The organism is Streptomyces sp. NPDC043680, assembly GCF_056436685.1.
The window spans coordinates 435,660-460,452 of the sequence record NZ_JBWKCE010000001.1 but is presented as its reverse complement, the minus strand read 5'-3'; the positions used below and the strand labels follow the sequence as shown (position 1 = coordinate 460,452).

Annotated in this window: 22 protein-coding genes; 20 read left to right on the top strand and 2 right to left on the bottom strand. The window is 70.4% G+C overall.

The window, feature by feature from the left end; genetic code table 11:
• The first annotated feature begins 310 nt into the window (after window positions 1-310).
• The 20 genes from typA (at window position 311) to AC0666_RS01975 (ending at window position 22,991) form a co-directional block, all read left to right on the top strand.
• Entirely contained in the window at window positions 311-2,215 is a 1,905-nt protein-coding gene (typA, locus tag AC0666_RS02070) for a translational GTPase TypA (protein ID WP_468582264.1), read from the top strand.
• A 417-nt stretch (window positions 2,216-2,632) separates the two neighbouring features.
• Window positions 2,633-4,255 (top strand): peptide ABC transporter substrate-binding protein, encoded by a 1,623-nt coding sequence (locus tag AC0666_RS02065; protein ID WP_468582263.1) that lies wholly within the window; start codon window positions 2,633-2,635, stop codon window positions 4,253-4,255.
• A gap of 96 nt (window positions 4,256-4,351) precedes the next feature.
• Window positions 4,352-5,296, top strand: coding sequence for an ABC transporter permease (locus tag AC0666_RS02060; protein ID WP_468963186.1), 945 nt, complete (start codon window positions 4,352-4,354; stop codon window positions 5,294-5,296).
• Window positions 5,289-6,242, top strand: coding sequence for an ABC transporter permease (locus AC0666_RS02055; protein ID WP_468963188.1), 954 nt, complete (start codon window positions 5,289-5,291; stop codon window positions 6,240-6,242). The genes AC0666_RS02060 and AC0666_RS02055 overlap by 8 nt, the downstream gene beginning before the upstream one ends.
• A gap of 13 nt (window positions 6,243-6,255) precedes the next feature.
• Window positions 6,256-7,311 carry an ABC transporter ATP-binding protein gene (locus AC0666_RS02050; RefSeq protein WP_468963189.1) on the top strand — a complete coding sequence of 352 codons (1,056 nt, stop codon included), beginning with the start codon at window positions 6,256-6,258 and terminating at the stop codon, window positions 7,309-7,311.
• The gene (locus AC0666_RS02045) at window positions 7,304-8,356 is read left to right on the top strand and encodes an ABC transporter ATP-binding protein (RefSeq protein ID WP_468582255.1); all 1,053 of its coding nucleotides are present in this window, start codon (window positions 7,304-7,306) and stop codon (window positions 8,354-8,356) included. The genes AC0666_RS02050 and AC0666_RS02045 overlap by 8 nt, the downstream gene beginning before the upstream one ends.
• Before the next feature lie 189 nt (window positions 8,357-8,545).
• Window positions 8,546-9,478 carry a GNAT family N-acetyltransferase gene (locus AC0666_RS02040; protein WP_468963190.1) on the top strand — a complete coding sequence of 311 codons (933 nt, stop codon included), beginning with the start codon at window positions 8,546-8,548 and terminating at the stop codon, window positions 9,476-9,478.
• Between the two features lie 108 nt (window positions 9,479-9,586).
• Window positions 9,587-11,215 (top strand): peptide ABC transporter substrate-binding protein, encoded by a 1,629-nt coding sequence (locus AC0666_RS02035; RefSeq protein ID WP_478706921.1) that lies wholly within the window; start codon window positions 9,587-9,589, stop codon window positions 11,213-11,215.
• 30 nt (window positions 11,216-11,245) lie between these two features.
• The gene (locus AC0666_RS02030) at window positions 11,246-12,169 is read left to right on the top strand and encodes an ABC transporter permease (protein WP_468963191.1); all 924 of its coding nucleotides are present in this window, start codon (window positions 11,246-11,248) and stop codon (window positions 12,167-12,169) included.
• Complete coding sequence (locus AC0666_RS02025; protein ID WP_468963192.1) at window positions 12,162-13,154, top strand: ABC transporter permease; 993 nt, start codon at window positions 12,162-12,164, stop codon at window positions 13,152-13,154. The genes AC0666_RS02030 and AC0666_RS02025 overlap by 8 nt, the downstream gene beginning before the upstream one ends.
• 14 nt (window positions 13,155-13,168) lie before the next feature.
• On the top strand, window positions 13,169-14,152 hold the full coding sequence (locus AC0666_RS02020) for an ABC transporter ATP-binding protein (RefSeq protein WP_468582247.1): 984 nt from the start codon (window positions 13,169-13,171) through the stop codon (window positions 14,150-14,152).
• Window positions 14,145-15,227 (top strand): ABC transporter ATP-binding protein, encoded by a 1,083-nt coding sequence (locus AC0666_RS02015; protein WP_468963193.1) that lies wholly within the window; start codon window positions 14,145-14,147, stop codon window positions 15,225-15,227. Before AC0666_RS02020 ends, AC0666_RS02015 begins: the two co-directional genes overlap by 8 nt.
• A 367-nt stretch (window positions 15,228-15,594) precedes the next feature.
• Window positions 15,595-15,789 (top strand): hypothetical protein, encoded by a 195-nt coding sequence (locus tag AC0666_RS02010; protein ID WP_030291103.1) that lies wholly within the window; start codon window positions 15,595-15,597, stop codon window positions 15,787-15,789.
• 24 nt (window positions 15,790-15,813) lie between these two features.
• On the top strand, window positions 15,814-16,713 hold the full coding sequence (gene mshB, locus AC0666_RS02005; RefSeq protein WP_361722038.1) for an N-acetyl-1-D-myo-inositol-2-amino-2-deoxy-alpha-D-glucopyranoside deacetylase: 900 nt from the start codon (window positions 15,814-15,816) through the stop codon (window positions 16,711-16,713).
• Window positions 16,710-17,093, top strand: a complete 384-nt coding sequence (locus AC0666_RS02000) for a DUF6113 family protein (RefSeq protein WP_468963195.1) — start codon at window positions 16,710-16,712, stop codon at window positions 17,091-17,093. The genes mshB and AC0666_RS02000 overlap by 4 nt, the downstream gene beginning before the upstream one ends.
• A 359-nt stretch (window positions 17,094-17,452) precedes the next feature.
• On the top strand, window positions 17,453-19,345 hold the full coding sequence (locus tag AC0666_RS01995) for a peptidoglycan binding domain-containing protein (RefSeq protein ID WP_478706920.1): 1,893 nt from the start codon (window positions 17,453-17,455) through the stop codon (window positions 19,343-19,345).
• A gap of 155 nt (window positions 19,346-19,500) precedes the next feature.
• Entirely contained in the window at window positions 19,501-20,454 is a 954-nt protein-coding gene (locus AC0666_RS01990) for an ABC transporter ATP-binding protein (protein ID WP_468963197.1), read from the top strand.
• Between the two features lie 2 nt (window positions 20,455-20,456).
• Window positions 20,457-21,212: an ABC transporter permease gene (locus AC0666_RS01985; RefSeq protein WP_478706919.1), complete on the top strand. Its 756-nt coding sequence runs from the start codon at window positions 20,457-20,459 to the stop codon at window positions 21,210-21,212.
• Window positions 21,213-21,243: 31 nt separating this feature from the next.
• The gene (locus tag AC0666_RS01980) at window positions 21,244-22,377 is read left to right on the top strand and encodes a sensor histidine kinase (RefSeq protein WP_468963198.1); all 1,134 of its coding nucleotides are present in this window, start codon (window positions 21,244-21,246) and stop codon (window positions 22,375-22,377) included.
• Window positions 22,374-22,991: a response regulator gene (locus AC0666_RS01975; RefSeq protein ID WP_468963199.1), complete on the top strand. Its 618-nt coding sequence runs from the start codon at window positions 22,374-22,376 to the stop codon at window positions 22,989-22,991. The genes AC0666_RS01980 and AC0666_RS01975 overlap by 4 nt, the downstream gene beginning before the upstream one ends.
• A 5-nt stretch (window positions 22,992-22,996) precedes the next feature.
• Here the strand turns inward: AC0666_RS01975 and AC0666_RS01970 are convergent, their stop codons facing one another.
• Together AC0666_RS01970 and AC0666_RS01965 are read right to left on the bottom strand one after the other, a co-directional pair.
• On the bottom strand, window positions 22,997-23,791 hold the full coding sequence (locus AC0666_RS01970; RefSeq protein WP_468963200.1) for a transglutaminase family protein: 795 nt from the start codon (window positions 23,789-23,791) through the stop codon (window positions 22,997-22,999).
• A complete protein-coding gene (locus AC0666_RS01965) occupies window positions 23,788-24,768 on the bottom strand; it encodes a GNAT family N-acetyltransferase (protein WP_468963201.1) in 981 nt (326 codons plus the stop codon). Before AC0666_RS01965 ends, AC0666_RS01970 begins: the two co-directional genes overlap by 4 nt.
• Window positions 24,769-24,793: the final 25 nt, after the last annotated feature.

The window sequence follows — 24,793 nt, the reverse complement described above, 5'->3', positions numbered from 1 at the left end:
GGATTGACCTTCGGGTCGCAAGCTCAGATGTGACTCAATTCCCTTGCCCGCCGGCCACCCCGGCGGGCAAGGTCGTGGATACCCGTTGACCCGCAGGAACACCCGCAGGAATCCCCCAGCACCGATGGCCGGGCCCCCCACCCCACACCCGGCTTCTCTCAGTCCTCCGGCCTCTTGACAGACCCCCCGGCAGCCGGTTCCCGCCACGCGACGTACGATGGGGTAAGGCCGTGGCAGGTTTTCCGCCCGGTCGAGGCGCGCGTGCCGGACCGTACGCGACGCCATCCACGATCCCGGGAGAAGCGCCGAAGTGCCCACGCGCCACGACATCCGTAACGTCGCCATCGTCGCCCACGTCGACCATGGCAAGACGACCATCGTCGATGCCATGCTCAAGCAGGCCGGTGCCTTCGCCGCCCACCAGCAGCTCGACGACCGCATGATGGACTCGAACGACCTGGAGCGTGAGAAGGGCATCACGATCCTCGCCAAGAACACGGCGGTGAAGTACCACCCCAAGGACGGCGGGGCCCCGATCACGATCAACATCATCGACACCCCCGGCCACGCCGACTTCGGTGGCGAGGTCGAGCGCGGCCTGTCGATGGTCGACGCCGTCGTCCTGCTGGTGGACGCCTCCGAGGGTCCGCTGCCCCAGACCCGCTTCGTGCTGCGCAAGGCCCTGCAGGCGCGCATGCCGGTCATCCTCTGCATCAACAAGACCGACCGTCCGGACTCCCGGATCGACGAGGTCGTCAACGAGACGTACGACCTCTTCCTCGACCTGGACGCGGACGAGGACCAGATCGAGTTCCCGATCGTCTACGCCTGCGGCCGCGACGGCATCGCCTCGCTGACCAAGCCGGAGGACGGTACCGTCCCCGCGGACAGCGACAGCCTGGAGCCGTTCTTCTCCACCATCCTGGAGCACGTCCCGGCCCCGGTGTACGACGAGGACGCGCCGCTCCAGGCCCACGTCACCAACCTGGACGCCGACAACTTCCTCGGCCGCATCGCGCTGCTCCGCGTCGAGCAGGGCGAGCTGCGCAAGGGCCAGACGGTCGCGTGGATCAAGCGCGACGGCACGATCTCCAACGTCCGCATCACCGAGCTGATGATGACCGAGGCGCTCACCCGCAAGCCGGCCGAGGTGGCGGGCCCGGGTGACATCTGCGCGGTCGCCGGCATCCCCGACATCATGATCGGCGAGACCCTGGCCGACCCGGAGAACCCGATCGCCCTTCCGCTGATCACGGTGGACGAGCCGGCCATCTCCATGGTCATCGGCACCAACACCTCCCCGCTGGTCGGCCGCGGCGGCACCGGCAAGGGCGCCGACGCCAAGGCCGCGGTCAAGGACCGCAAGGTCACCGCGCGCCAGGTCAAGGACCGTCTGGACCGCGAGCTGATCGGCAACGTCTCGCTCCGCGTCCTGGACACCGAGCGTCCGGACGCCTGGGAGGTCCAGGGCCGTGGCGAGCTCGCGCTCGCGATCCTCGTCGAGCAGATGCGCCGTGAGGGCTTCGAGCTGACGATCGGCAAGCCGCAGGTCGTCACCAAGGAGGTCGACGGCAAGGTCCACGAGCCGGTCGAGCGCATGACGATCGACGTGCCCGAGGAGCACATGGGCGCCGTCACCCAGCTCATGGGCGTCCGCAAGGGCCGCATGGACAACATGTCCAACCACGGCTCCGGCTGGGTGCGCATGGAGTTCGTCGTCCCGTCCCGCGGCCTGATCGGCTTCCGCACGGAGTTCCTGACCCAGACCCGCGGCACCGGTATCGCCCACTCGATCCACGAGGGCCACGAGCCGTGGTTCGGCCCGCTGCAGACCCGCAACAACGGTTCGCTGGTCGCCGACCGCGCCGGTGCGGTCACCGCATTCGCGATGACCAACCTGCAGGAGCGCGGCGTGCTGTTCACCGACCCCGGCACCGAGGTGTACGAGGGCATGATCGTCGGCGAGAACTCGCGCTCCGACGACATGGACGTGAACATCACCAAGGAGAAGAAGCTCACCAACATGCGGTCCTCGTCGGCCGACTCCTTCGAGGCGATCGTTCCCCCGCGCAAGCTGTCGCTGGAGCAGTCGCTGGAGTTCTGCCGCGACGACGAGTGCGTCGAGGTGACCCCGGAGGCCGTCCGCATCCGCAAGGTCGTCCTGGACCAGAAGGAGCGCTCGCGCACCGCTTCGCGCGCCAAGGCCGCCAAGTAGCCCTGCGGGCCCCGGCCCACGCTTCACCGAGCAGCCCCTCCCCCACGGAATCCCGTGGCGGGAGGGGCTGTTCGCGTTTGTCAAGCGGATTGTTGCGTTCTGGTGTCCGGATACCGACCGTGACACTCCGGAGGATGAGCTAACCGTCCGTTTCGCACGTGTCTGTCTCCTATCCGTTTGTCCGGATTTCGGGTTTTCGCCATGGGGTGATGTTGTGAAAACGAGACCACTTAAGTGTGGTTTACGGTCTGGGCGTCCCTGAGGATGGCTCCATTGAGCTCGGGTCAATGGGTCACACGCTGTGGGGAGCGTCGACTCACGAGCACACACGATGGGGCCGGATCTCGCTGTCAGGGGTGTCAGCGGAGACCGGGTCCTTTCACGTATCGACAGTGACTCCTGAGGAGGCAAATACCCATGCGCGGAGCAACGAGCGCCAAGTGGGTCGCGGGTGCCGTCGTCGTGGCGCTGGCCGCCACGGCTTGCAGCACCAGCAAGGACTCGAACGCCGGCAAGTCCGGCGGAAACATCACCGTGGTGCTCGGCGAGCCGCAGCACGGCCTGGTGGGTCAGAACACCGCCGAGTCCGAGGGCGCGGAGGTTCTCAACGCGCTCTTCAAGGGCCTGGTGGACTACGACAACAAGACCAACGAGCCGAAGCTCGCGGTCGCGGAGTCGATCGAGACCACGGACTCGAAGACCTGGACCATCAAGATCAAGGACGGCTTCACCTTCCACAACGGCGAGAAGGTCGACGCGCAGTCGTTCGTCCGCGCCTGGAACTGGGGCGCCAACCAGAACAACGCCGCCGAGGGCCTGCCGTTCTACTCGAAGATCGAGGGCTCCGAGGAGCTGGCGCCGGGCAAGGACAAGAAGCCCACCGCCACCGAGCTCAAGGGCCTCAAGGTCGTTGACGAGAAGACCTTCACCGTCACGCTGAAGGAGCCGTTCTCCCAGTTCAAGACCATGCTGGGCTACAACGCCTTCTACCCGCTGCCGAAGGCGTTCGAGGCCGACCCGCAGAAGTTCGGCGAGGCCCCGATCGGTAACGGTCCGTTCCAGATGGACGGCGCCTGGGACCACAACAAGCAGATCAAGATCAAGAAGTACGACAAGTACCCGGCCGAGGGTCGCGCCAAGCTCGACGGCGTCACCTTCAAGATCTACGACAACCTGGACACGGCGTACAACGACCTGCGCGCCGACAACATCCAGATCGTCGACAAGCTCCCGATCTCGGCGATGGCCACCGTCTCCCAGGAGTTCGGCGACCGCTACATCTACAAGCCCGAGTCGGGTGTCGGCTACCTCGGTCTCCCGATCGCCACCAACCCGGAGGCCTTCGGCAAGCCCGAGATCCGCAAGGCCATCTCCATGGCCATCGACCGGGACGCCATCGGCAAGACCATCTTCAACGGCACCCGCAAGCCGGCCGACGACTTCATCAGCCCCATCATCCCGGGTTACCGCAAGGGCGCCCTGGGCGAGGCCGGCACCTACAACCCGGCCAAGGCCAAGGAACTCTGGACCCAGGCGGGCGGTGTTCCCGGCAACAAGATCGAGCTCGGCTACAACGCCGACGGTGGTCACAAGGAGTGGATCGAGGCCGTCGCCAACCAGCTGAAGGCGAACCTCGGCGTCGAGGTCACCGCCAAGCCGTACGCCAAGTTCGGCGACATGCTGGACGACCTGGGTGCCCAGAAGTACAAGGGCGGCTTCCGCATGGCGTGGTCCATGGACTACCCCGCGGCGGAGAACTACCTGCGTCCGATCTTCTCGAAGATCGCGATCGAGAACGGCTCCAACTACGGCGGCTACGTCAACGAGGAGTTCGAGGCGACCATGGCGGCGGCCGACAAGGCCACCGACCCCGCCGAGGGCCTGAAGCTGTACCAGAAGGCCGATGACATCATCATCAAGGACCTTCCGTACATCCCGGTCTTCACCTACATGTCTTCCTCGGCCTACTCCAAGTCCGTGAAGAACGTCGAGGTCGACGCCCAGGGCCGTATGGACCTGGCGAACGTCGAGCTCAACTAACACCCCTCTTCACACCAAGGGGACACCGGGGGCGGGCAGGCGGAATCAGGTTTCCGTCTGTCTGCCCCTTCCCCCTGCTCTTCTGTTGGAGGTCTGATGGGCCGCTACCTCATCCGCCGACTCATACAGGCGATCCCTGTACTGCTCGGTGCCACGTTCCTCATTTACTACCTCGCCTTCAGCCTGCCCGGCGACCCCGTTTCGGCGCTCGCGGGCGACAAGAAGGCGGACCCCACCGTCGCAGCCATGCTGCGGGCCAAGTACAACCTGGACGACCCGTTCCTGCTCCAGTACTGGCACTACATCACCAACCTCTTCCAGGGGAACTTCGGTGAGACGCTCCAGGGCCGCCAGGTCATCGACCTGATCAGCGAGGCCTTCCCCTACACGGTGAACCTCGCCCTCGTCGCGTTCGCCATCGAGGCCCTCGTCGGCATCGCCGCCGGTGTCATGTCGGCGCTGCGCCGCGGCAAGTTCATCGACCAGCTGGTGCTGATCACCACGCTGCTGGTCATCTCCATCCCGGTCTTCGTCTTCGGCTTCGTCCTCCAGCTCGTCCTGGGTGTCGAACTCAAGGACGCCTGGGGCATCGACTTCTTCCCGGTCTCCTTCAACGAGGCCGACGGTCTGCGCGGTTACCTCCTGCCGGGATTCGTGCTCGCCACCACCTCGCTCGCGTACGTGGCCCGACTGACCCGTACGAGCCTGATGGAGACCATGCGCGCGGACTACGTCCGCACCGCGACCGCGAAGGGCCTGCCCCGCCGCCGGGTCGTCGTGCGCCACGCGCTGCGCAACGCGCTCATCCCGATCATCACCTTCCTCGGCGCGGACCTCGGCTCGCTCATGGGCGGCGCGGTCATCACCGAGCGGATCTTCAACATCCACGGCATCGGCGGCACGTTGGCGATGTACGTCTGGCAGAAGCAGGGCGTCGTCGTGGTGGGCATCGTGACCCTCCTCGTCCTCGTCTACATGCTCGCCAACCTGATCGTGGACCTGCTGTACGCCGTGCTCGACCCGAGGATCCGTTATGCGTGACACAACTACGGTGGGGGACGAGTTGACCGAGACCGAGATCGTCGGCACCCCCTCCGCCGGCGACACCGCCGCCAAGGCCGGCCGGAAGAAGAAGGAGCGCGAGGCCAGCCTCTGGTCCGACGCCTTCTACGACCTGCGCCGCAACCCCGTCTTCCTGATCGGCGCCGCCCTGGTGCTGTTCATGGCCGTGGTCTCCCTGGTGCCGGGCCTGTTCACCTCGGTGGACGCCTACGCGCCGTGCGACCTGCACAGCTCCATGCTCAAGCCGAGCTCCGAGCACATCTTCGGCACCGACGTCCAGGGCTGCGACGTCTACGCCAAGACCGTGTACGCGGCGAGCAACTCGATCATCGTCGGTATCGCCACCACCGCCATGGTGGTCGTGGTGGGTGTCACCGCAGGCCTCCTCGCCGGCTGGTTCGGCGGCTTCATCGACACCCTGCTCTCCCGGTTCGCCGAGATCTTCTTCGCCATCCCGCTCATGCTCGGCGGCATGCTGATCATGTCCGGCCTCGGCAAGGGCAACGCCTGGACCGTCTCCCTGGTGCTCGCCACCCTGGGCTGGCCGCAGATCTTCCGCATCATGCGCTCCTCGGTCCTGGCCAACAAGCACAACGACTACGTGCAGGCCGCCCGCGCCCTCGGCGCCGGCACCTGGCGGATCACGCTGCGCCACATCCTCCCGAACGCCATCGCCCCCGTCATCGTGGTCGGCGCGATCAGCCTGGGTGTGTACATCTCCGCCGAGGCCGCCCTGTCGTACCTCGGCGTGGGCGTCCAGGCGCCGGAGATCTCGTGGGGCCTGATGGTCAGCGACGCCCAGGCGCGCTTCCTCCAGGCGCCCTACATGCTGCTGTTCCCGGCCGCCGCGCTGAGCGTCACGGTGCTCGCGTTCATCATGGTCGGCGACGCGGTCCGCGACGCCCTCGACCCGAAGCTGCGCTGAGGAAGGGCGTACGTTGACCATCATCGACAAGACCTCGAACGTCCCCGCGCCGCGCTCGGCGCCGGAGGGGACCCCGCTGCTCGAAGTGCGCGACCTGCACGTCGAGTTCCACACCCGCGACGGTGTCGCCAAGGCCGTCAACGGCGTCTCGTACTCGGTGAACGCCGGCGAGACCCTCGCCGTCCTCGGCGAGTCCGGCTCGGGCAAGTCCGTGACGGCGCAGGCCATCATGGGCATCCTCGACATGCCGCCCGGCAAGATCCCGTCCGGCGAGATCCTCTTCCAGGGCACCGACCTGCTGAAGCTCCCGGCCGAGGAGTACCGCAAGATCCGGGGTTCGAAGATCGCCATGATCTTCCAGGACGCGCTGTCCTCGCTGAACCCGGTGCACACCGTCGGCGCCCAGCTCGGCGAGATGTTCCGCGTGCACCGCGGGATGTCCAAGAAGGACGCCACGGCCAAGGCCGTCGAGCTCATGGACCGGGTGAAGATCCCCGCCGCCAAGGCGCGCGTGGGTGACTACCCGCACCAGTTCTCCGGCGGTATGCGCCAGCGCATCATGATCGCCATGGCGATGGCCCTGGAGCCGGACCTGATCATCGCCGACGAGCCGACCACGGCCCTCGACGTGACGGTCCAGGCCCAGGTCATGGACCTGCTCGCGGAGCTCCAGCGCGAGATGAACATGGGCCTGATCCTGATCACCCACGACCTCGGCGTCGTCGCCGACGTCGCGGACAAGATCGCCGTCATGTACGGCGGCCGGATCGTCGAGACCGCCCCCGTCCACGAGATCTACAGCCGCCCCGCGCACCCGTACACCCGCGGCCTGCTCGACTCGATCCCGCGCCTGGACCAGAAGGGCCAGGAGCTCTACGCGATCAAGGGTCTGCCGCCCAACCTGCTCAACATCCCGTCGGGCTGCGCCTTCAACCCGCGCTGCCCCAAGGCGCAGGACATCTGCCGCACCGACGTGCCGGTCCTGCACCCGGTGACCGAGCAGGACGGCACCGAGCTGCCCGGTCGCGGCAGCGCGTGCCACTTCTGGAAGGAGCAGCTCCATGGCTGAGCTCACCAAGAACGCCCCCGAGCGCGAGCCGATCCTCCAGGTCCGCAACCTGGTGAAGCACTTCCCGCTCACCCAGGGCATCCTGTTCAAGAAGCAGGTCGGCGCGGTCAAGGCCGTCGACGGGGTCTCCTTCGACCTCTACCAGGGCGAGACCCTCGGCATCGTCGGCGAGTCCGGCTGTGGCAAGTCCACCGTCGCCAAGCTCCTGATGAACCTGGAGAAGGCCACCGCCGGCGAGGTCTTCTACAAGGGCCAGGACATCACCAAGCTGTCGGGCAAGGCCCTCAAGGCCGTGCGCCGCAACATCCAGATGGTGTTCCAGGACCCGTACACCTCGCTGAACCCGCGCATGACGGTCGGCGACATCATCGGCGAGCCGTACGACATCCACCCCGAGGTGGCTCCCAAGGGCGACCGGCGCCGCAAGGTCCAGGAGCTCCTGGACGTCGTGGGCCTCAACCCCGAGTACATCAACCGCTACCCGCACCAGTTCTCCGGCGGCCAGCGCCAGCGCATCGGCATCGCCCGCGGCCTCGCGCTCAACCCGGAGATCATCATCTGCGACGAGCCGGTCTCCGCGCTCGACGTGTCGGTGCAGGCGCAGGTCATCAACCTGATGGAGAAGCTCCAGGACGAGTTCAACCTGTCCTACGTCTTCATCGCGCACGACCTGTCGATCGTCCGGCACATCTCGGACCGCGTGGGCGTCATGTACCTGGGCAAGATGGCCGAGATCGGCACCGACGCCCAGATCTACGACCACCCCACCCACCCGTACACCCAGGCGCTGCTCTCCGCCGTCCCGGTCCCGGACCCGGACGCCCGCGAGGGCCGCGAGCGGATCATCCTCACCGGTGACGTCCCGTCGCCGGCCAACCCGCCGTCGGGCTGCCGCTTCCGCACCCGCTGCTGGAAGGCCGTCGACAAGTGCGCCACCGAGGAGCCGCTGCTGGCGGTCCCGGAGCGCTTCAAGGGTCTGAACACCCTGGCCGCGCACGAGTCGGCCTGCCACTTCGCGGAGGAGAAGGCCATCCTGGCCGTCTGATCCCGCGGCTCGTCCGAACGGCTGGTCCCCGGTGCCCCAAAGCACCGGGGACCAGCCGTTTTTCGGCCGCGGACACCGGTACGGGAAACCCGCCGTACGGGTCGGCACCTGCCGGCGGCGTGAGCAGCGGCCGGCCCGATCGCGCAATTGCGTTGCGGCCCGGGCGGTGGCGGCCCGAAAGTGGGGCACATGCCGTTCATCGTCCGGCCCGCCGGGCCCGGGGACGCCCCCGACATCTGCGCCCTGCTCAACGCCGTCGACCTGATCGAGATCGGCAGGCCCGAGACGGATCTGGGCACCGTCGAAGCCGACCTCAACCATCCCGGCGTCGACCTCGCCACCGACTCCTGGCTCGCCTTCGCAGACGGCCGGCTCGTCGGCTACGCGCTGGTCTGGGCGGACTCCGGGCCGGGCCGGGTCGACTGCGACCACTACGTACTGCCCGGGCAGCGCCGGGCCGCCCTCACCCTGCTGGAGCGGATGGAGGCCCGGGCGCGCGAGATGGCCGCCGGAGCCGGGCCGGCCGTCCTGCGGCTCCAGCTCAACGTGAAACCCACCCTCGACCTCTCCCTGCTCACCGGCCGCGGCTACCGCACCGTGCGCCGCTACCAGGTGATGACCCGCTCCCTGAGCCCGGCCGCCGACCGCCCGCCCACCCCGCCGCCCGGACTCGTGCTCCGCGACTGCGCCGCCGACGAGGCCGACCGCCGCCGGGCCCACGCCCTGGTGGAGGAGACCTTCGCCGCCCACTTCGGCCATGTGGAACGACCCTACGAGCAGTGGCTCGACCACCTGGACGCCCGCGCCCTCGACTGGTCGCTGGTGTGGATCGCGAGCCTGCCCGCGCAGGGCGACGTGGCCGTGCTGCTCACCCGCGACGACCGCACCAGCATGGGCTGGCTCAGCCACATCGGCGTACGGGGAGGCCTGCGCGGCCGGGGCATCGGCGGGTTCCTGCTGCGCCACGGCTTCGCCGCCTACGCCGCCCGCGGCCGGGACACCGTGGGGCTCGGCGTGGACACCCTCAACGAGAGCCGCGCCCTCGCGCTGTACGAGGCGCACGGCATGGGCCTGCACTATGCGGTCGACACCTGGGAGCTGGCGTTGCACTCGCAGGGGTGACAGGGGCGGGACGCGAGGGTGCAATCGGTCCAACCAGGAGTGCACCGGCTCACTCATGGGGTGACATTGGCCCCCTAAGTGAGTCTCGGGAGCCATAGGAGGCACTCCATGCGCGGAGCCACCCACGCCAAGTGGGCCGCAGGTGCGGTGGCCGTCGCCCTCGTGGCGACGGCCTGCGGCGGCGGAAGCGACAGCGGCGGGGGCGGCGGCGCGGGCATCGTCAGTTCCTCCTGGGGCGACCCCCAGAACCCTCTGGAGCCCGCCAACACGAACGAGGTGCAGGGCGGCAAGGTCCTCGACATGCTCTTCCGGGGCCTCAAGCGGTACGACCCCAAGACCGGCGCGGCCGACAACATGCTCGCCGAGAAGATCGACACGACCGACAGCCAGAACTTCACGATCACCCTGAAGGACGGCTGGACCTTCAGCAACGGCGAGCCGGTCACCGCCCAGTCCTTCGTGGACGCCTGGAACTACGGGGCGGACGTCCGCAACAAGCAGAACAACTCCCCGTTCTTCGCCGACATCGTCGGTTACGCGGACGTGCACCCCGCCTCCGGCGAACCCAAGGCCAAGACCATGTCGGGGCTGGTCGTCAAGGACGCCAAGACCTTCACGGTCGCCCTGAAGGCGAAGTTCTCCACCTGGCCCGAGACCCTCGGCTACCAGGCCTTCTCCCCGCTGCCCAAGGCCTTCTTCACCGACCACGCGGGCTGGCTCGCCAAGCCCGTGGGCAACGGCCCGTACACGGTGGACTCGTACACCAAGGGCACCGGCATGAAGCTGCGCAAGTGGGACGGCTACCCCGGCGCGGACAAGGCCCAGAACGCCGGCGTGGACCTCAAGGTCTACACCGACAACAACACCGCCTACACCGACCTGATCTCCGGCAACCTCGACCTCGTCGACGACGTCCCGGCGCAGCAGCTCAAGAACGTCAAGAACGACCTCGGCGACCGGTACATCAACCAGCCCGCGCTCATCATCCAGACCCTCACCTTCCCCCTCTACGACCCGCAGTGGAACAAGGAGGGCATGGAGAAGGTCCGCCGCGGCATCTCCATGGCCATCAACCGCGACGAGATCACCAAGCAGATCTTCCGCGAGACCCGCACCCCCGCCAAGGACTGGACCTCGCCGGCGCTCGGCGAGAAGGGCGGCTTCAGCGCCGCCCTGTGCGGCGACGCCTGTACGTACGACCCCGCGGCGGCCAAGAAGCTGATCCAGGAGGGTGGCGGGCTGCCCGGCGGCGAGGTCACGCTGACCTCGAACGTCGACACCGGATCGCACCGCGACTGGATGGACGCCGTCTGCAACAGCATCAACAACGCCATCGGCGAGGGACCCGTCTGCACGGTCAACCCGGTCGGCACCTTCGCGGACTTCCGCAACCAGCAGAGCTCGTACAAGCTGACCGGGCCCTTCCGCTCCGGCTGGCAGGCCGACTACCCGCTCATCCAGAACTTCCTGCAGCCGCTCTACTACACCGGCGCCTCCTCCAACTACGGGAAGTTCAGCAACCCGGACTTCGACAAGCTCGTCGACGAGGCCAACCAGGAGGGTGACGCGGCCAAGGCGATCACCAAGTTCCAGGACGCCGAGAAGATCCTCGTGGCCCAGATGCCGGCCATCCCGCTCTGGTACCAGAACGGCAGCGCCGGCTACGCCGAGCGGCTCTCCGACGTGGCGCTCAACCAGTTCAGCGTCCCGGTCTACAACGAGATCAAGGTCAGCTGACCCTCCTACGGATCGGACCTGGAGCAGTCCATGGGACGTTACGTGATCCGGCGGCTGCTCCAGATGATCCCGGTGTTCATCGGCAGCACGTTCCTGATCTTCTTCATGGTGTACGCGCTCGGCGACCCCGTCGCCGCCCTCTTCGGCGACAAGGCCCCCGACCCCGCCACCGCCGCACGCATCCGCAAGGACCTCTACCTCGACCAGCCCCTGTGGAAGCAGTACCTCCACTACATGGGGCAGATCTTCCAGGGCGACTTCGGCACCGCCTTCAACGGCCAGCCGGTCACCGAGCTGATGGCCACCGCCTTCCCCGTCACCCTGCGCCTGACCCTCGTCGCGATCACCATCGAGATCATCGTCGGCATCACCCTCGGCGTGGTCAGCGGCCTGCGCCGCGGCAAGGCCATCGACACCACCCTGCTCGTGCTCACCCTGGTCGTCATCTCCGTGCCGACCTTCGTGACCGGCTACCTGCTGCAGTTCGTCCTCGGGGTCAAATGGGGCTGGGTCCGGCCCACCGTCTCGCCGAGCGCCCCCTTCGACGAGCTGATCCTGCCCGGCGTGGTGCTCGCGCTCGTCTCCCTCGCCTACGTCACCCGGCTCTCGCGCACCTCCATCGCCGAGAACGTCCGGGCCGACTACGTCCGCACCGCCATCGCCAAGGGACTGCCGCGCCGCCGGGTCATCACCCGCCACCTGCTGCGCAACTCGCTCATCCCCGTCGTCACCTTCATCGGCACCGACATCGGCGCCCTGATGGGCGGCGCCATCGTCACCGAGCGGATCTTCAACATCCACGGGGTCGGCTACCAGCTCTACCAGGGCATCCTGCGCAACAACTCGCCCACGGTCGTCGGCTTCGTGACCATCCTCGTCATCGTCTTCCTGCTGGCGAACCTGCTCGTCGACCTGCTGTACGCGGTCCTGGACCCGAGGATCCGCTATGCCTGAGCCGTACGACCCGCTCCAGCCCGGGGACCGGGAGGCCATCGCCCCGACGGGGCAGGGGGGAAGCATGGACCTCGCACTGGAAGAGGCCGAGAGCCTGGAGAAGAACCTCACACCGGCCGGGGGCCCCGGATCCGACGAGAAGGCCCGCTCCCTCTGGAGCGACGCCTGGCACCAACTGGCCCGCAACCCCGTCTTCGTCGTCTCGGCGCTGCTGATCCTCTTCCTCGTCGTCATCGCGATCTGGCCGCAGCTCATCGCCGGCGGCGACCCGCTGAAGTGCGACCTGTCCAAGTCCCAGCAGGGCTCCGCCCCCGGCCACCCCTTCGGCTACGACACCCAGGGCTGCGACGTCTACACCCGTACCGTCTACGGCGCCCGTGCCTCCATCACCGTCGGCGTCTGCGCCACCCTCGGCGCCGCCCTCCTCGGCTCCGCACTGGGCGGACTCGCGGGCTTCTTCGGCGGTTGGGGCGACGCCCTGCTCTCCCGGGTCGCGGACATCTTCTTCGGCATCCCCGTCGTCCTCGGCGGGCTGGTCTTCCTGTCCGTCGTCACCAGCAGCACCGTCTGGCCCGTCGTCGGCTTCATCGTGCTCCTCGGCTGGCCGCAGATCGCCCGCATCGCCCGCGGCTCCGTGATCACCGCCAAACAGAACGACTACGTACAGGCCGCCCGCGCCCTCGGCGCAGGCAACGCCCGGATGCTGCTGCGGCACGTCGCCCCCAACGCCGTCGCCCCGGTCATCGTCGTCGCCACGATCGCGCTCGGCACCTACATCGCGCTGGAGGCCACCCTCTCCTTCCTCGGAGTGGGCCTGCGCCCGCCCACTGTCTCCTGGGGCATCGACATCTCCAACGCGGCCTCCCAGATCCGCAACGCCCCGCACATGCTGCTCTACCCGGCGGGCGCGCTGAGCCTGACCGTGCTGGCGTTCATCATGCTCGGCGACGCCGTCCGTGACGCCCTCGACCCCAAACTGCGCTGAGGAGCCCTGCCGCCATGCTGCTCGAAGTGCGCGACCTGCACGTGGAATTCAGGACGCGCGACGGTGTCGCCAAGGCCGTCAACGGAGTGAACTACTCGGTGGACGAGGGTCAGACCCTCGCCGTGCTCGGCGAGTCCGGCTCGGGCAAATCGGTGACCGCGCAGGCCGTGATGGGGATCCTCGACATGCCGCCCGGCCGGATCGCGGGCGGCGAGATCCTGTTCAAGGGCAGGAACCTGCTCACCATGAAGGAGGACGAGCGGCGCAAGGTCCGCGGCGCCGAGATGGCGATGATCTTTCAGGACGCCCTGTCCTCGCTGAACCCCGTCCTGAGCGTGGGCGCCCAACTGGGGGAGATGTACGAGGTCCACCGCGGCATGTCCCGCAAGGACGCCCGGGCCAAGGCCGTCGAGCTGATGGACCGCGTGAAGATCCCGGCGGCCCGGCAGCGGGTGGGGGACTACCCGCACCAGTTCTCCGGAGGCATGCGCCAGCGCATCATGATCGCGATGGCGATGGCCCTGGAACCCTCCCTGATCATCGCGGACGAGCCGACGACCGCCCTGGACGTCACCGTCCAGGCCCAGGTGATGGACCTGCTCGCCGAGCTCCAGCGCGAGCTCAACATGGGGCTCATCCTGATCACCCACGACCTCGGCGTCGTCGCCGACGTGGCCGACCAGATCGCCGTCATGTACGCCGGCCGGATCGTCGAGTCCGCCCCCGTCCACGAGATCTACAAGGCCCCTGCCCACCCGTACACGCGGGGCCTGCTGGACTCCATCCCGCGTCTGGACCAGAAGGGCCAGGAGCTGTACGCCATCAAGGGCCTGCCCCCGAACCTCCTCGCCATCCCGCCCGGCTGCGCCTTCAACCCGCGCTGCCCGATGGCCCAGCCGGTCTGCCGCACCGACGTGCCGCCGCTGTACGAGGTGACCGAGTCCGCGGTGCCCCGGTCGAGCGCCTGCCACTTCTGGAAGGAGTGCCTCCGTGGCTGAAACCATCCTGGAGGTCCGCGACCTGGTCAAGTACTACCCGCTGACCCGGGGCATCCTGTTCAAGAAGCAGGTGGGCGCGGTCAAGGCCGTCGACGGCGTCTCTTTCGGCCTCGCCCAGGGGGAGACCCTGGGCATCGTCGGCGAATCGGGCTGCGGCAAGTCCACCGTCGCCAGGATGCTGGTCAATCTGGAACGCCCGACCGCCGGGGCGATCTCGTACAAGGGCGAGGACATCACGCGACTGTCGGGCAGGGCCCTCAAGGCCGTGCGCCGCAACATCCAGATGGTGTTCCAGGACCCGTACACCTCGCTGAACCCGCGCATGACGGTCGGCGACATCATCGGGGAGCCGTACGAGATCCACCCCGAGGTGGCTCCGAAGGGCGACCGGCGCCGCAAGGTCCAGGAGCTCCTGGACGTGGTCGGCCTCAACCCCGAGTACATCAACCGCTATCCACACCAGTTCTCCGGCGGCCAGCGCCAGCGCATCGGCATCGCCCGCGGCCTGGCCCTCCAGCCGGAGGTCATCGTCGCGGACGAGCCGGTCTCCGCCCTCGACGTGTCGGTCCAGGCGCAGGTCGTCAACCTGCTGGAACGCCTCCAGGCGGAATTCGACCTCTCGTACGTCTTCATCGCCCACGACCTCTCGATCGTCCGGCACATCTCCGACCGGGTCGGCGTCATGTACCTCGGCCGGGTGGTGGAGATCGGCACCGACACCCAGATCTACGACCACCCCACCCACCCCTACACCCAGGCGCTGCTCTCCGCCGTCCCGGTGCCCGATCCGGAGGCCCGCGCCCACCGCGAGCGGATCATCCTCAGCGGGGACGTCCCCTCGCCGGCCAACCCGCCCTCGGGCTGCCCCTTCCGCACCCGCTGCTGGAAGGCCCAGCGCCGCTGCGCCGAGGAGGTCCCGCTCCTCGCGGTCCCGGAGGCCTTCCCCTCCGGTCCGGCCGCCCACCCCTCGGCGTGCCACTTCGCCGCGGAGAAACAGGTGGTACCGCCCGCGGGGGAACTCGCGCCGCCGCCCGCGCCGCCGCCGGCCGCGCCGACACACCTGACGGACGAGTAGCGGGTACCGCTCATTTCTCGCCACCCGCGTGAATACGCCGCGTGGCGCGATCCGTCAGCCGGCCGCCGGTGGCAACACGGTTTACGTGCAGGCAACTTGACCGTTTCTGCCCGGAGATCTGCGGCGGGCAGCCTGAGGCCGTGCGGCCGTGCGGGTGCCGACAGCCGGCCGGGGAGGCGTACAGACTCCCCGGCCGGCCTCCCACGTGACCCTGCGCATGCGCGGCGTGCGCCCCTCGTGCTGCCGGAATTCGATCGATGCGCTGGTACGGATAGTTATGATCCGTAGCGCACGGTGGGTATGACTCCGCCGAGCACTGAGTACGAGTACGCGTACCGATGTCCGCTCGACGTGGAGGTGAAACGCCGTGGCACTCTCGATCTCGGCTGTGGTGCTGCTGGCGATCGTCGTCTTCCTGCTGGTCCGCAGGTCGGGCCTGAAGGCGGGACACGCCGTTGTCTGTGTGCTCCTCGGTTTCTACCTGGCGAGTTCGACCATCGCCCCGACCCTGAGCCAGCTCACCACGAATGTGGCGAGCATGATCAGTGGCCTCAAGTTGTAGGCGGGGCCTCGTAGTCTTGGCTCCATGAACGGTCTTCCCGCCCGTCGGCTGCTCCTGGTGCACGCGCACCCGGACGACGAGTCGATCAACAACGGCGTCACCATGGCCAAGTACGCGGCCGAGGGTGCGCACGTCACCCTGGTGACCTGCACCCTCGGCGAGGAGGGCGAGGTCATCCCGCCGGAGCTGGCCCACCTGGCGGCCGACCGAGACGACGCCCTCGGCGCCCACCGCGTCGGCGAGCTCGCCGCCGCCATGGCGGAACTGGGCGTCACCGACCACCGGTTCCTCGGCGGCCCCGGCCGCTTCCGGGACTCCGGGATGATGGGGGCCGAGCAGAACCGCCGCCCCGGCTCCTTCTGGTCCGCCGACGTGGACGAGGCCGCCGCCCACCTCGTCGAGGTGATCCGCGAGCTGCGCCCTCAGGTGCTGGTCACCTACGACCCCGACGGCGGGTACGGGCACCCCGACCACATCCAGGCCCACCGCGTCGCCATGCGCGCCGCGGAGCTCGCCGCCGAGCCCGCGTACCGCCGCGACCTCGGCGAGGCGCACGCCATCGAGAAGACCTACTGGAACCGCGTCCCGCGCTCCGTGGTCGAGGAGGGCTTCGCCCGCCTGCGGGCGGCCGCGGGGGACAAGGCCCCCTTCCCGGGGCTGGCTTCGCCCGAGGACGTGCCCGGCGTCGTCGACGACGAGCTGATCACCGCGGAGATCGCCGCCGACGAGTCGTTCGTCGCGGCCAAGGCGGCCGCCATGCGGGCCCATGCCACGCAGATCGCCGTGGACGGGCCCTTCTTCGCCCTCTCCAACGACTTGGCGCAGCCGCTGTTCGCCCGCGAGTACTACCAGCTGGTCGCCGGCCGGGCCGGCGCCCCCGCCGGGGAGCGCGAGCAGGACCTCTTCGCGGGGGTGCAGGCGTGACCGGAACCCTGACCCCGGGCCGGATCGCCGTCCTGCTCGGGCTGTTGGCCGCGGGGCTGCTGACCGGCGGGGCCGGCTGGCTCGTCGTGGACCTGTGGTCCCCGGGCGGGCTGCTGCTCGCCCTGCTGGCCTTGTTCGGGCTGTTCCTCGGAGGGCGGATCGCCGTCGGAACCGGGCTCGGCGTGGGCGCGGGAGCCCTCGGCTGGTTCCTCGCGTACGTGGTGCTCAGCGTGCCGCGCCCCGAGGGGGACTTCCTGCTCGGTTCGTCCGGAATCGGTGTGTACGCCTACCTTTTGGGCGGTGCCGCGCTGGCTGTGATCTGTGCCACGCTGCGGAGTCCGTTCGACCGGCCGGTTCCGGCCGCGCGGGCCGGTAAGTGACGTGCCGTTGAACTCGGTCGGGGTGTGTGTTCCCGGCGGTTGGGCGCGGGCGCGGACGGCCTCCGGAGGGTGCGCGGAGGGGCCCAAGAGGAACCTCGGATTCCCCTAGGTCAGTTGCGTGCGGGCGGCGGCCAGTATGGTGGTCGGGCCGCCGAGCTGCCCGCGCACGGTATGACGGGCGGCGGAGCCAACCGGGAGAACCTGCCTTGAGTCGTGAAACCGACAGTTCGTCCTCCGGGCCCCAGGGGCGCGGTGGAGCCGCCTACCCCTCGGGTACGCCGCCGTATGGAGCCGGCCAGAACCCGTCCACGGCTGTGGTTCCCCGGCGGGCCGCGGCGACTGCCTCGGAGGAGAACTCTGTGACCTCGAACCCGTCCACGCCCGACACCGACGGACCGAAGACCGAGACCACCCTGACGACGCGGATCCGGATCAACATCCCGGGTTCGCGGCCGATCCCGCCGGTGGTCGTACGCAAGCCGGTGGCGGCCGCCGCCGAGCCGGAGGCCGAGCCCGAGACCGCGCCGGCCGCGGCGGAGCCCGCACCGGCCGAGCCGGAGGAGGCGGCGACCAACAACTGGTTCGCCCCCCGCAAGCCGGCCGGCGGGACGCCCGCAGCCGGCCCGGCACCGGCTCCCGGCTCCGCGCCGGCGCCCGGTCCTGCGCCCGCGCTGCCGACCCGCACCCCGTCCGCGCCCGCGGCGGGCCCCGCGCCCGCGCTGCCGACGCGCACCCCGTCCGCCCCGGCGGCGCCGCTGCCCACCCGCACCCCGGCCCCGCCGCCGGGCCCGGCCGGTCCGCGCCCGGGCGCCCCCGGCGCGGGCTTCGCCCCGGGCGTCCCCGGCGCCCCCGCAGGCCCCGGCTCTCCCGCGGGCCCCGGTGCCCCCGGCGCCGCCGGACCGCGTACGGGTGCGCCCGCGGGCCCGGGCTTCGACACGCCCGCCGGCGGCTTCCCGCCCCCGGCCCCGCTCAGCGGCGGCTACCGCCCCGGCGGTCCCGCCGGCTCCCGGCCCGAGCCGCCCTACTCCGACGGCGGCCCCTCCACCGAGGCGTTCCCCGCGTACGGCGGCGGCCCCGCGGGCCCCGCAGGCCCCGCCGGACCGGCGGGCCCCACCGGCGGCCCCGCCCTCGGCAGCGTCCCCGTGGGCGCCCCCCACGCCGATGCGGCACCCCGCTGGCCCGGCCCCGGGCTCGACGACCCGCTGCCGACCCCGGTTCCCGCACCGGGTCCGGGCGCGGCCGGCGCCGCCCGCCCCGCCGCCGCCCGCCCCGCCCCGAAGCCGGCCTCCTCCGTGAAGCCGACCAAGATCAAGCGGGGCCACTCCCGCCTGGTCGTGCTCGGCGGCGGCCTCATCGCCCTCGTCGGCGTCGCGTACGGCGCCGGGCTGCTCCTGAACCACTCCGACGTCCCCAAGGGCACCACCGTCCTCGGCGTCGACATCAGCGGCAGCCGCGACGAGGCCGTCGCCAAGCTCCAGACGGCCTTCGGCAACCGCGCCGCCGCCCCGCTCCAGCTGACCGTCGCCGGCAAGCAGGTCGAGCTCAAGCCGGAGAAGGCCGGCCTGAGCCTGGACTGCCAGACCACCGTCCGCAACGCCGCGGGCAGCGACTACAACCCCGTCACGGTGATCGGCTCGCTCCTGGGCCAGGAGCGCGTCGCCGAGCCCGTGATGCCGGTCGACGAGGAGAAGCTCCAGGTCGCCCTCCAGGAACTGGCGGGGACCGCGGGCACCGCCACCGAGGGCACCATCAAGTTCGACACCGGCAAGCCCGTCGCCGTCCCCGGCAAGGCCGGCACGACCCTCGACGCGGACGCCTCGGCCGACCTGGTCACCAAGGCCTTCCGCACCATGGTCGCCACCGGGAAGGCGGACCCCGTAGAACTCCCCACGACCACCAAGGAGCCGGCGGTCAACCAGGCCGAACTGGACCGGGCGATGAAGGAGTTCGCCGAGCCCGCGATGTCCGGCATCGCCACCGTCAAGGCGGGCAACAAGTCCCTCGCCTTCGGCGCCAAGTCCCTGCCCAAGATCCTCAGCATGCAGGTCGTGGACGGCCACCTGGTCGAGAAGTACGACCTGGAGGCGCTCAAGGCGACCTACGGCAACACCTTCGACGGCGTCCTCGTCATGCGCGGCACCGGCGAGAAGACCGCGGTCACCCCGCAGGACGTGGCCGGGGCCCTCGGCAAGGCACTGCGCGGCAAGACCCCGACCGAGCGGACCGCCACCATCGACACCAACGCGAGCTGACGCACGGCCACGGCGCAGCACCCGCGGAAGAAGCCCCGCCCCTCCGGGAGGCGGGGCTTCGCCGTAACGTCACATCTGCGGCGTGACATCCGTCATCCGCTGGTCACGACCGCAGACACTGCCGCGCGCATCCCCGTGCGGGGGATTCTTCCCTCATGACGACGACGACCCCGGCGCACACCACCGCCGCCCGAGCCACCGCACCCGGTGCCGGCCCCGTGGTGAGCTTCCACGACGTGACCAAGAGCTACGGCGCGGTCCGCGCGGTCGACGGCCTCTCCCTGGAGCTCCACCCGGGCGAGACCGTCGCACTGCTCGGCCCCAACGGCGCCGGCAAATCCTCCACCCTCGACCTGCTGCTCGGCCTGCGCCCCGCCGACTCCGGCACCGTCCGGCTCTTCGGCGCCACCCCGCGCGAGGCCATCGCGGCCGGCCGGGTCGGCGCGATGCTGCAGAGCGGCGGCCTGATGGAGGACGTGACCGTACGCGAGGTCGTCACCCTCGGCTGCGCCCTGCACCCCCGCCCGTATCCCGTGGAGGAGGTGCTCAGCCGCGCCGGCATCGCAGAGATCGCGGGCCGGCTCGTCAACAAGCTCTCCGGCGGCCAGGAGCAGCGGGTCCGCTTCGCCCTCGCCACCGCCGGCCACAACGACCTCATCGTCCTCGACGAACCCACCACCGGCATGGACGTGACCTCCCGCCAGGCCTTCTGGGCCACCATGCGGGAACAGGCGGCCCAGGGCCGCACCGTCCTGTTCGCCACCCACTACCTGGAGGAGGCCGACGCGATCGCCGACCGCGTCCTCGTCCTCAACAAGGGCCGGCTGCTCGCCGACGGCACCGCCGCCGAGATCAAGGCCAAGGCCGGCGCCCGCCGGATCGCCTTCGACCTCCCCGGCGAAGGCGTCGACGAGACGGTGCTGCGCGCCCTCCCGCACCTGACCGGCTACGAACGCCACGGCGACACCGTGCGCCTCCAGTCCAGCGACGCCGACGCGACGGTCCACGCCGTCTACGCCCTCGGCCTCTACCCCCGCAACCTGGAAGTCGCCGGACTGGGCCTGGAGCAGGCCTTCATCGCCCTCACCGAGGCCGAGGAGGCCGAATAACCATGCTGACCACCGGAATGACCAAGCTCGTCACGCTTGAGATCCGCCGCGCCCTGCGCAACAAGAAGTACCTGTTCTTCACCGTCCTCTACCCGGCCGCCCTCTTCCTGATGCTCGGCGGCACCCTGGACGGCACGACCAAGGTCATGGGCACCGAACTGGCCATGCCCGCCTTCTACATGGTCGCCATGGCCTCCTTCGGCGCCCTGACCGCCGTCCTGGTGGGCAACAGCGAGCGCATCGCCAAGGAGCGCGAGAAGGGCTGGGTCCGCCAGCTGCGGCTGACCGCCCTGCCCGGCCGCGGCTACGTCCTTGCGAAGACGGCCAGCGCCGGGGTGCTGTCCCTGCCCGCGATCCTCGTCGTCTTCGCGGTCGCCGCAGGCATCAAGGGCGTGCGGTTCGAGGCCTGGCAGTGGCTCGCCCTGACGGGCTCCATCTGGGCCGGCAGTCTCGTCTTCGCCGCGCTCGGCGTGGCCATCGGCTACATGGCGAACGGCGACACCGTCCGCCCCCTCACGATGCTGGTGTACTTCGGCCTGTCGATCCTCGGCGGCCTGTGGATGCCCACCGCCAACTTCCCGCAGTGGCTCCGGAACATCTGTGAGTGGCTGCCGACCCGGGCGTACGCGGGCCTCGGCCAGGCCATCGAACTGGGTGGCGCGCCCCACCTGAAGGACGTGGCCGTGCTCGCGGTCTACTTCGCAGTGTTCACCGGTGCCGCCGCCTGGCTGTACCGCAAGGACTCACTGAAGGCTTGAACCCGTGGCACTGACGCAGGAATCGCCAGGCTTGAACCGCATCGGACAGGCACCGGAGACCACCACGCACAAGGTGGTGAAGAGCCTCTGGATCGTCATCTGGCTCTTCTACCTCAGCGCCCCCGTCACCGACCTGGTCAGCGGGGGACACAGCACCGGGGCCCGGCTCCTCGGAGGACTGGGCCTGGTGGCCTTCACCTCCTGGTACCTGGTGCTGGTCTTCCGCACGGTCCGGCAGATGGCGGTGCCGAAGGTCCTGGTCTCCGTGGCGGTGCTCGCCGCGCAGGCCACCGTGCTGTCGCTGACCCTGGGCCGCGAGTGGCTGGTGCTCTTCGTCTACGTGTCCATCTCCTCCGGGGCCGCGCTGCCGGGGGAGTACTCCCGCTGGACGGTGCCGGGCGCGACCGCGCTGATGATGGTGGTGGCCCCGGCGCTGCCCGGCTGGGACGCCTACCTGGCCGGGCTGGTGGTCCCCGCCCTGATGGGCGGGTTCGCGATGGTCGGCATCCGGGCGATGATCCGGACCACCATCGAACTGCGCGAGGCGCGCGCCACGGTGGCGCAGCTCGCGGCGAACGAGGAACGCCTGCGCATGGCCCGGGACCTGCACGACCTGCTGGGCCACTCGCTGTCCTTGATCACGCTGAAGAGCGAGCTGGCGGGACGGATGCTGCCGGAGCGGCCGGAGGCGGCGGCCCAGCAGGTGGCGGACATCGAGCGGGTCAGCCGCCAGGCGCTGGTGGACGTACGGGAGGCCGTGAGCGGCTACCGGAGGGCGACCCTGCCCGGCGAACTGGCCGGTGCGCGCACCGCCCTGACGGCGGCGGGCGTGGCGGCGGACCTTCCGGCGGAGCCCGAGGACGACCTCCCGGAGGAGGCCGAGGCCGCCCTCGCCTGGTCGCTGCGCGAGGCGGTGACCAACGTGGTCCGCCACAGCGGGGCCAAGCGGTGCACGGTCACGCTGGAGACCCGGCAGACCTTGGCGGGCCGGCTGGCGGAGCTGACGGTGTCGGACGACGGCGGCGGCGGGTCCGCCGCCCACGGCAACGGCCTGACCGGCCTGACCGAACGCCTGGAGGCGGTCGGCGGCACCCTGTCCGCCGGTCCGACGGGCAAGACGGGCTTCCGGCTGGTCGCCCGCGTACCCCTAGGATCGGGATCATGACCCCACGTCCCATCCGGATCCTCCTGGCCGAGGACCAGTCCATGGTCCGGGAGGCCCTCGCGGCCCTGCTCGGCCTGGAGCCGGACATCGAGGTCCTGGCCCAGGTCGCCCGCGGCGACGAGGTGGTGGCGGCGGCCCGCGCCCACGACGTGAACGTCGCGCTGCTGGACATAGAGATGCCGGGCATGACGGGCATAGAGGCGGCGTCGGCCCTGCGCTCCGAGCTCCCCGGCCTGCGGATCGTCATCCTGACCACCTTCGGGCGCCCCGGGTACCTGCGCGGGGCGATGGAGGCCGGCGCGTCGGCCTTCCTGGTCAAGGACGCCCCGGCCGCCCAGCTCGCCGAGGCGGTGCGCAAGGTCCTCGCCGGCGAGCGGGTCATCGACCCCACACTCGCGGCGGCGGCCCTCGCGGAGGGCGCGAACCCGCTGACCGACCGGGAGCGGGAGGTCCTGCGGGCGGCGGAGGACGGCGCGACCAACGCCGAACTCGCGGCGCGCCTGCACCTGTCCCAGGGCACGGTCCGCAACTACCTCTCGACCGCTATCCAGAAACTGGCCTCCCGCAACCGGACGGAAGCCGCCCGCGTGGCCCGCGAAAAGGGCTGGCTCTAGGCGGGTCAGTTCAGGAGGGCGCGGGCCGAGGCGGCCTCGCGGTGGATGCGGAGCGCGGCATCGGCGTCCACCGCCTGCACCACCTCCGCGTACGCGTCGAGCTCCGACGCCCCCGCGAGGAACTCCCCCCGCTCCACCAGCAACCGCGCCCGCTCGTAGCGCAGCGAGGCCGGGTGCGACGGCAGCAGCAGGGACAGGTCCACCGCCCACAGCGCGACGGCCGACTGCTCGGGCCGGGTCGAGGCCCACGCCCGGACGTTGTTCAGGATCCGCTGCACGATGTCCAACGTACGGGCCGGCTCCCGCGGCGCCCCCGCAGCCAGCTCCGCCGGCCCCGCCCCGAGGGACGCGCCACCCGCGAAGGGGTCCGCCACCACCCCCTCCTCCGGGTCCCCGAAGCCGACCACGAAGTGCCCCGGCAGCCCCAGCCCGTACACCGGCGCCCCCGCCCGCCGCGCCACCTCCATCCACACCACCGACAGCAGGATCGGCAGCCCGCGCCGCCGCCGCAGCACCTCGTGCAGGAGGGAGGAGGAGAGCCGGTCGTAGTCCGCGGGGGTGCCGTGGAAACCGAGCCGTCCGCCCAGCAGTTCCGCGACCGCCGAGGCCCAGGCCTTTCCGCCGCGCAGTCCGTACGGCAGCATCCCCGCCAGCCGGTCCAGCTCGATCTGCGCCCGGTCCATGGCCCGTTCGTCCAGGTCCGGGTCCGCCTCGGCGGCCAGCAGCAGGCACAGCAGGGCCAGGTCGGGCCGCTCCGAGCGGGCCTCCCGGGCGAACTCCGCGCGCCACGGCGAGCTCACGGCGCCGCCCGGTAGTGGTGGTACGCGTGGTGCAGCGCGAAGCCCAGCGGCTCGTACAGCGCCAGCGCCCCCGCGTTGTCCGTCTCCACCTGGAGCCAGGCCGCCGAGGCGCCCTCCTCCAGCGCCCGCCGCGCCAGCGCCGCCATCACCGCCGTCGCCAGGCCCTCGCGCCGGTGCGCGGGGTCGACTTCGACCGCCGCGAAGCCGGCCCACCGGCCATCCACCACCAGCCGTCCGATCGCGCGCCCGGGCACCGCCGCGAACCACACGGACTCCCCGGCCGCCAGCACCTTCCGCGCCGCCGCCGGATCCTCGACCCGGCCGTAGCGTGCCAGCCAGTCCTCGTCGGGGGCGCGGGTCAGCCGGACCTGCGCCACGTCCGCGTCCACGTCCGCGACCGGGGCGAGGGCTGCGATCCGGACCTCCGCGGACACCTCGTTCACCCAGCCCCGGCGCTCCAGCTCGGCGCAGAGCATCTCCTGGGTGCCGGCCGCCCCCGTGGCGGCCTGTACATACGCCGGAAGACCCCGTTCCGCGTACCAGGACGTCACTCGCGCGAGTGCTTCGTCCAGCGGTATGCCCGGGTCGCCGAGGGGCAGTGCGGAGTTGGCCCGGCGGGTGAACCCGGCCGACGCCCGCAGGATCCAGTCGCCCAGCGGTGCGCTCTCCAGCGGCTGCCAGGCCCGCGCACCCACCCGAGCCAGCTCCTCGAACGAGGCGGCGGGACCGCGCCGCCGGGCCGGTGCGGGCGGCACGACCTTGCCCGCGACCAGGGAGGATTCCGGGATGCGGACGGACTCGCCGTTCTTTCGTGTGATCGTCAGCACACCCTGGTCCCACGATGTGAGAACCCCTACCGTGTCGGTGAACGCCGACGACCCGCTCGTCCCGTTCTCCACCCGTCGTACGGATACTCGTTTACCCACGTCAGCGCGGGTGATACGGATCTCCAACAGTCCACCGGCAGTGATTTCCACAGCTCTGTCCGCCCCTCCTGTTCGG